At 72.4% G+C, this 7294-nt stretch carries 10 protein-coding genes; all 10 read left to right on the forward strand.

Annotated elements, in window-relative coordinates; translation table 11 throughout:
- Window positions 1-3 precede the first annotated feature (3 nt).
- A complete protein-coding gene (locus AR3_RS21170; RefSeq protein ID WP_067916115.1) occupies window positions 4-930 on the forward strand; it encodes a hypothetical protein in 927 nt (308 codons plus the stop codon).
- Between the two features lie 90 nt (window positions 931-1020).
- On the forward strand, window positions 1021-2049 hold the full coding sequence (locus AR3_RS21175; RefSeq protein ID WP_067916117.1) for a methyltransferase: 1029 nt from the start codon (window positions 1021-1023) through the stop codon (window positions 2047-2049).
- 195 nt (window positions 2050-2244) lie between these two features.
- The gene (locus tag AR3_RS21180; RefSeq protein WP_146150219.1) at window positions 2245-2622 is read left to right on the forward strand and encodes a hypothetical protein; all 378 of its coding nucleotides are present in this window, start codon (window positions 2245-2247) and stop codon (window positions 2620-2622) included.
- A 163-nt stretch (window positions 2623-2785) separates the two neighbouring features.
- Window positions 2786-3850, forward strand: coding sequence for a glucose-1-phosphate thymidylyltransferase (locus AR3_RS21185; RefSeq protein ID WP_067916120.1), 1065 nt, complete (start codon window positions 2786-2788; stop codon window positions 3848-3850).
- 104 nt (window positions 3851-3954) lie between these two features.
- The gene (locus AR3_RS21190; RefSeq protein ID WP_067916122.1) at window positions 3955-4335 is read left to right on the forward strand and encodes a SchA/CurD-like domain-containing protein; all 381 of its coding nucleotides are present in this window, start codon (window positions 3955-3957) and stop codon (window positions 4333-4335) included.
- A 15-nt stretch (window positions 4336-4350) separates the two neighbouring features.
- Window positions 4351-5229, forward strand: coding sequence for an AfsR/SARP family transcriptional regulator (locus tag AR3_RS21195; protein WP_106258440.1), 879 nt, complete (start codon window positions 4351-4353; stop codon window positions 5227-5229).
- A gap of 147 nt (window positions 5230-5376) precedes the next feature.
- Entirely contained in the window at window positions 5377-6117 is a 741-nt protein-coding gene (locus tag AR3_RS21200; protein ID WP_067916126.1) for an SDR family NAD(P)-dependent oxidoreductase, read from the forward strand.
- A 22-nt stretch (window positions 6118-6139) separates the two neighbouring features.
- Window positions 6140-6442 carry an antibiotic biosynthesis monooxygenase family protein gene (locus AR3_RS21205; RefSeq protein WP_067916128.1) on the forward strand — a complete coding sequence of 101 codons (303 nt, stop codon included), beginning with the start codon at window positions 6140-6142 and terminating at the stop codon, window positions 6440-6442.
- Between the two features lie 69 nt (window positions 6443-6511).
- Window positions 6512-6820 (forward strand): antibiotic biosynthesis monooxygenase family protein, encoded by a 309-nt coding sequence (locus tag AR3_RS21210; protein WP_067916130.1) that lies wholly within the window; start codon window positions 6512-6514, stop codon window positions 6818-6820.
- A 68-nt stretch (window positions 6821-6888) separates the two neighbouring features.
- A partial coding sequence (locus tag AR3_RS21215) for an FAD-dependent oxidoreductase (protein WP_157406733.1) occupies window positions 6889-7294 on the forward strand: 406 nt, incomplete at its 3' end.

The following is a 7294-nucleotide window of genomic DNA, read 5'->3' on the forward strand; positions in this document are numbered from 1 at the left end:
CGCATGCCGACCTTGAGACCGCTCTGCGTCCTGACCGCCGCCCTCGTCGCGCCGCTGCTGCCGGCGGCGACCGGCGTCGCGCCGGCCCGCCCCGCCGCGGCCGCCGTCTCCGTCCCGTCCCGTCCGCCGGTGGTGCCGGTCGAGGTCACGGCCGACGGCTTCTGCGCCCCGGGCCCGGACCCCCGCCCGCCCGGCCTCGTCACCTTCCGGGTCACCACCCCGGACCCGTCGGGGCACTGGTGGGCGCTGCTGCGCCTGCGCGACGGGGTGACCTTGGAGCAGGTCAACCAGGAGTTCGCCGACAGCTACTCGCCGGACCCCGCGGTGGCGCTGCCCGCGCTGCGGGCCATCTACCGGGACGTCGACTTCCGCGGCGGCGTCTCCGTCACCCCCGCCGGCCCCGTGTCCGTCACCTCCCACTTCGAGCCCGGCACCTACTACATGTCCGACACGGCGCTGGAAGGCGCCACGGACGGCTGCGGCACCGGCCTCACCCACCTGCAGCGGTTCCGCGTCGCGGGAGAACCGCGGCACGCGCGGCCGCCCAAGGTGAACACCGTGGTCGAGGCGCAGGCGACCGATTCGGGCCAGCGCTTCGTCATGCCCGGCACGTGGCCCCGCAAGGCCTCGGTCCTGCTGCGCAACCGCGCGCGGCAGCCGCACGAGGTGATCATCGTCCGGGTGGTCCCCGGCACGACCGACGCCGACGTCGCCCGGTACTTCGACGCCTTGCAGAACGGCGACACGAGCGTCCCCGACCCCTTCCGGGAGACCGTCGGCGGCATGCTCGCCGTCTCCCCCGGGCGGGAGGGGATCTTCCAGATCGACCTGCCGCCGGGGCGCTATGCCGTGCTGTCGTTCGTGCGCAATCCGCAGACCGGCGTGAAGAGCGCCTTCGAAGGGATGTTCAAGACCGTCACGGTCCGCTGACGACGCGTCCCGCGGCCGGTCGAGCACGGTTCGAGCGGCCGCGTGGACCATCGACCCGGCCGTTGCCCAACGCTGGTGAAAGGTGGCCTCATGTCCCCCGACCACGCCTCCGAGCAGGTACGACAGCTCAACAGGATCGTCTTCCGCCCGTGGGAGCCGCAGATCATCGCGACGTTCGTCCGGTTCGAGATGGCCGAGCGGCTGGCCGCGGGCCCCCGGACGACCGACGACCTGGCCGCCGAGCTCGGCGCGCACGCCGACTCGCTCGGCCGGTTCCTGCGTTCCTGCGCCGTGCTGGATCTGCTGGAGACGTCCGACGGGACGACGTTCTCCGTCACCGAGCTCGGCAGGCTGCTGTGCTCGCACGAGGCGGGCATGCGCAACATCGTGATGATGAACTTCACCCCCGGCATCTGGAACCGCGCCGGGCGGCTGTACGAGACGGTCCTGACCGGGAAGCCGGTCCTGGACGACAACGGCGAGGACCTCTACGACTACTACCGGCACAGCCCGGACGAGCGCGCCTGGCACGCCGCCGCCATGGCCGACCTGGCCGGCGACGCCGGCGCGGCCATCGCCGAGCACTACGACCTCGGCCCCGTGTCCACGGTGGTGGACGTCGGCGGCAGCCTCGGCGTGCTGCTGTCGCGGCTGCTCGAGAAGACCCCGGGGGTCACCGGCACGGTGTTCGACCTGCCCGACATCGTGGCGAAGGGCCGCGAGTGGGCCGCGGGCACCGGCGTGGCCGACCGGCTGTCGTTCGTCGGCGGCAGCTTCTTCGAGGACGTCCCTCCCCGGGCCGACCTGTACCTGCTCAAGCAGGTGCTGTGCGACTGGGGCGACGAGGACGCGGCGCGGATCCTCGACAGCGTCTTCCGCGGCGCGCCCTCCGGCAGCCGCCTGGTCGTCATCGAGTGGATGCGCCCGGACGACGCCATGCCGTCGGAGTTCGACAGCATGAGCCTGGGCCTGCAGGCGGTCACCGGCGGGCGGGTCCGCACCGAGCGGGAGTTCGTCGGACTGCTGGAAGGCGCCGGGTTCAAGTTCGAGTCGACCGTCACCGTGCCGAGCCTGCTGCTGCCCAGGCCGTGGCACTTGCTGCAGGCGGTCCGCCCCTGAGGCGAGGACCCGGGGCGTCCGCGCGGGCGTCCACCACCCGGAAGCGTCATGTCGGCGCGGACGGCGCAATTTCCCATTTTTCCTCGGCCGCGACTTGACCGGGCGCCGCGGAATCGGTTCCCATAGGACCGGCACGGAAGTGTTTTTCCGTCCTTTTTCTCGGACCTGTTCGACAAGGCAGAGGGGAATGCCTGGATGTCCGATTCGAAAAAGCCGACCTGGTCCGCTTCCGGAGTGGTGGACGCTCCCCCGAAGGAGGTGTGGAAGGCGCTGGTGCGCTTTCTCGAGCAATCCGGGCTGGGCAAGGTCACGGTGGACGAGGCGGAGCGGCGCGTCTCCCTCCAGGGCGAGTGGTGGTACCGGGGCGAGCACATCGTCAAGGACCACAACGGGGGAAGCCTGATCCAGTACCGCGTGTACAACATCGCGCCCGGCACGACCCGCTGGATGGTGCCGCTGTTCGCCCCGTCCAAGGGGAAGCTGCGCGAACAGTTCCAGGACCTGCTGCGCACCCTCGGACAGACCCTGCGCGCCGGGGCCCGCTACCGCCCCAGCAAAATCTCCTCTGAATAACGCACGGCAGATGGCGCCCGACGAAATAGCGTGCTCCGCAATATCTGGCGCCAGCTGATCGGGCCGCGGACCGGCCCGCGATTCTCGACCTCCCCTTGAGCGAGTGGTCAGCGCCGCCGCCCACACTGGCCGCAATCCACTCGAACAGCGGGGAGGTCGCTCAATGAAGGCGCTCGTCTTGTGCGGCGGGCACGGCACGCGGCTGCGGCCCATCACGCACACCTCGGCCAAGCAACTGGTGCCCGTCGCCAACAAGCCCGTCCTGTTCTACGGCCTGGAGGCCCTGCGCGAGGCCGGCATCGAGGACGCCGGCATCATCGTCGGCGACACCGCCGAGGAGGTGCGCCGCGCGGTCGGCGACGGGTCGCGGTTCGGGCTGCGCGTGACCTACATCCAGCAGGAGGCCCCGCTGGGCCTCGCGCACGCCGTGCTCATCGCGCGCGACTACCTGGGCGACGACGACTTCGTCATGTACCTGGGCGACAACTTCCTCGTCGACGGGCTGACCGGGGTGGTCGAGACGTTCCGCCGCACCCGGCCGGACGCCCAGCTGCTGCTCACCCCCGTCGCCGACCCCAGCGCGTTCGGCGTGGCCGAACTGGACCGCGACGGCCGCCTCGTCGGCGTCGAGGAGAAGCCGCGGCGGCCGCGCAGCGACCTGGCCATCATGGGCGTGTACCTGTTCACCCCCGTGGTGCACGAGGCCGTGCGCTCCATCAAGCCGGAGGCGCGCGGCGAGCTGGAGATCACCACCGCGATCCGCTGGATGCTGGAGCAGGGGCTGCGGGTCACGTCCCACGTCGTGCACGGCTACTGGAAGGACACCGGCCGGGTCGAGGACATGCTGGAGTGCAACCGGCTCGTCCTGGAGTCCCAGGAGCCGAGGGTGGTCGGCGAGGTGGCCGAGGACTGCCAGACCGTGGGCCGCGTCGTGGTGGAGGAGGGCGCCCGGGTCAGCGGGTCGCGGCTGGTCGGCCCCTTGATCATCGGCCCGGGCGCGGTGGTGCGCGACAGCTACGTCGGCCCGTTCACCTCGATCGGCCCCGGCTGCGTGATCCGCGACACCGAGGTGGAGTTCTCCATCGTCATGGAGCGCTCCTCGGTGCTGGGCGTGCGGCGCATGCGCGACTCGCTCGTCGGCAAGGACGTGGTCATCACGCCCGCCGCCGCGCAGCCCCGGGCCTACCAGTTCGTCCTGGGCGACCACAGCCGCGTCCGCATCGGCTGACCGCCCGCCGTCCGCCGCCGCACCGGGGCGCCCACCGCCGGTCCAGCGAGCCTCAAGCGGCGGCGTGTGCGATGACGGCAATCGGCTTTCGTTGGGAGGTTCCCATGCCGTACGCGGCGATCACCTACCGGGTCAAGCCCGGCTGCGAGGACGAGCTGGAGAAGATCTTCGCCGACTTCAAACGGGTCGACACGCCCGAGATGCGCGACGAGAACGGCGAGCCGGTGGGCCGGCTGCTGGGCACCGCCGTCTTCGTGAAGGACGAGTTCATGGTCCGCGTCATCCATTACGAGGGCGACTTCGCCGCCATCGCGCGGCACATGGCCCGCCAGCAGGGCGTGCACAACGTCGAGCAGAAGCTGGCGCCCTACCTGACGCACCGCCGGCCGGCCTCCTCGCCCGAGGAGTTCAAGCAGAACTTCCAGAACGCGCTGATGCGGTGCGTCTCCCAGCTGTCCGTGGAAACCCACCCCGCCGGGAGCTGACCCGAGGAGTCTCCGGTGGAGCCGAGCGCGATGGACGCCCTGTCGGCGACCGCGTCCGGGCCGACCCCGCCCGCCGCGTCGCCGGCGGTCCCCGAGCCCGTGTCCGGGACGCGGTTCGCGGTGCTCGGGCCGCTCGAGATCCACGACGGTACGCGGATCCGCACGCCCCGGGCGCACAAGCTGCGGGTGCTGCTGGCCCTGCTGCTGGTCCGGGGCAACACCGTCGTCTCGACCGACACGCTGATCTCCGAGCTGTGGGGCGACCGCCCGCCGCGCACCGCGCTGAAGGCGCTGCGGGTGTACGTCTCGCAGCTGCGCCGGATCCTGGCGGCGCTGCCCGCGCAGGAGCACCGGCCGGTCATCGTGACCCGCGCCCCCGGCTACCGGCTGGAGCTGGACGGCGAGTCGCTCGACCTCATCCGGTTCGAGCGCCTGTGCGAACTGGGACGGATGGCCTGCGACGCGGGCGACCTGGAGCGGGCGCTGCGGCTCTACAGCGCGGCCACCGACCTGTGGCGCGGGCCCGCGCTCGTCGACGTCCGCTCCTCGCCCGTGCTGGAGGGCGTCGCGCTGAGCCTGGAGGAGGCGCGCATCTCCGCCCTGGAGCGGCGCATCCGGCTGCAGATGCGGCTGAACGGGTACGCCGAGGTCATCGGGGAGCTGCGCGCGCTGGCCGCCGAGCATCCGCTGCACGAGCGCATCCAGGCGCAGCTCATGGTGGCGCTGTGCCTGGCCGGGCGGCGGGCGGACGCCCTGGCGACCTTCCGCGCCCTGCGGGAGGCGTACGTCGCCGACCTCGGCATCGAGCCCAGCCGCGAACTGCAGACGCTGCACCAGTCGATCCTGGCGGCCGACGACCGCGCGCTGCCGAGCTGGGAGGCATGGATCGGGTGAGGGCCGTGCCCGCGCGGCCGCGCGGGCACGGCCCGCCGGGTTTTCCCGCGGCTGGCCGCTGCTTAACCCCTCCCTGAGACGCTCCAAGCCATGAGCCACTCGCAGTCTCCTCCCGGGGGCGAGGAGCCGAGCAAAGGGAGCGGCACCATGGATTTCGGTCTCAAGGGACGGCACGCGGTGGTCACCGGAGGAACCCGGGGCATCGGCCGCGCCATCACCTTGGCCTTGCTGGACCAGGGCGCGTCCGTCACCGTGTGCCATCGCCAGGAGAGCGCCGAAGCGGACGCCCTGCGCGCCGAGTTCGCCGCCCGCGACGCCGGCGCGCTGCTGGTGCGCGCCGACGTGTCGCGCGAGGCGGACGCGCGGCTGCTGCTGGACCGCGCCCACGAGACCTTCGGCCCCGTGGACGTGCTGGTCAACAATGCCGGGATCATCACTCATCTGCCGCTGGCCGAGCTGGCCGAGGACGAGTGGGCGCGCGTCGTCGACACCAACCTCGGCGGCGCCTACCGGATGATCCGCGCGTCGCTGGACCGGCTGGCCCGGCCCGCGTCGATCGTCAACATCACCTCGGCGGTCGCCGAGCACGGCATGCCGAACGCCGCGCACTACGTGGCGTCCAAGGCCGGGATCATCGGGCTCACCCGCGCCCTCTGCAAGGAGCTGGGCCCCGAGGGCATCCGGGTCAACGCCGTCACCTGCGGCGTCATCGACGGCACCGGCCAGAAGAACCCGCGCGGCGAGGAGGGCAAGCGCCGCTACGCCGAGATGACCGCGCTCGGCCGGCTCGGCGAACCCGCCGAGGTCGCCGACGCGGTGCTGTTCCTGGCCAGCGACGCGGCCCGGTACGTGACGGGCGCCGTGCTCGGCGTCGACGGCGGCATCTGACGGGGGCATCGAGGAGTTCATCGTGGAGAAGACGACCATGGTTCGCGCGGTGCTCACCATGCTCGTGCGCGAGGGCTGCGAAGCCGCGTTCGAGGACATCTGGCGGCGCACGATGAAGGAGGCCCAGCCGCGCGGCAGCCTCGGCCAGGCGCTGACCTGCGACCCCCGGCAGCGCCGCAGGTACATCATCACCGGCGACTGGGAGAGCCGCGAGGCGCTGCAGGCGTTCGAGCAGAGCCCGGAGCGCCGCTCCATGTCCGCCGCCTTCGAGCCGCTGCGCGAGTCCGCCAGCAAGCAGGTCCTGGAGATCATCGACCGCTTCTGACCGCGCGTCCGGACCGGCGCCCGCGCGGTCCGAGCCGGGGCCGGGCGCCAGAAAGGGAGAGTGACAGCCGTGACCGTACGCATCGTGGTGCGCGCCACCCCACGGGAAGAGGACCAGGAGAAGTTCGAGGAGGCGTACCGGCAGGTGACCGAGACCGTGCGGGGCACGCCGGGCCACCTGCACGACGAGCTGCTGCGGGACGCCGAGGACGGCCGGACCTACATCCTGCTGGCCGAGTGGGAGAGCGAGCAGGCCTTCCGCGCCTGGGAGAACGACCCGCGGCACCTGCAGATGGCCGCGCCCATGCTGCCGTACTGGGGCGACGAGGGCGTCGAGCGCCGCATCTACGAGGTGCGCGCCCGGCTCGACAGCGTGTGATCCGGCGGGCCGCCCCGGCCGGGGAGGCCGGGGCGGCCCGCCTCGTGCGAAGAGAAGGGAGACGCGGCATGGCGGCGGTGCGCAACGCCATCGTGGTGGGCGCGGGGATCGGCGGGCTGACCACGGCCATCGGCCTGCGCCGCGCGGGCATCGACACCGTGGTGCTGGAACGCCGCTCGTCCCCCGACCGGCTGCTCGCCGGCGGCGGCTTCATGCTGTGGCACAACGCGCTGCTCGCCCTGCGGGAGCTGAAACTGGACGAGCGCGTGGCCGAGGTCGGAGTGGAGATCGTGCACCACGAGTTCCGGTCCGACCGGGGCCGGCGCCTGGCCCGCTGGGACATCGCCCCCGAGGCCGAGCGGCACGGCGCCCCCGCCCTCGGCCTGCGCCGGTCGGCGCTCAACACCGTGCTGATGGAGGCGGCCGGCGACGGCGTCCTGCTCGGCCGCCGCTGCGTCGGCTTCGAGCAGGACG

The sequence above is a fragment of the Actinomadura rubrobrunea NBRC 15275 genome (assembly GCF_001552235.1).
In the GTDB taxonomy this organism is placed as follows: domain Bacteria; phylum Actinomycetota; class Actinomycetes; order Streptosporangiales; family Streptosporangiaceae; genus Spirillospora; species Spirillospora viridilutea.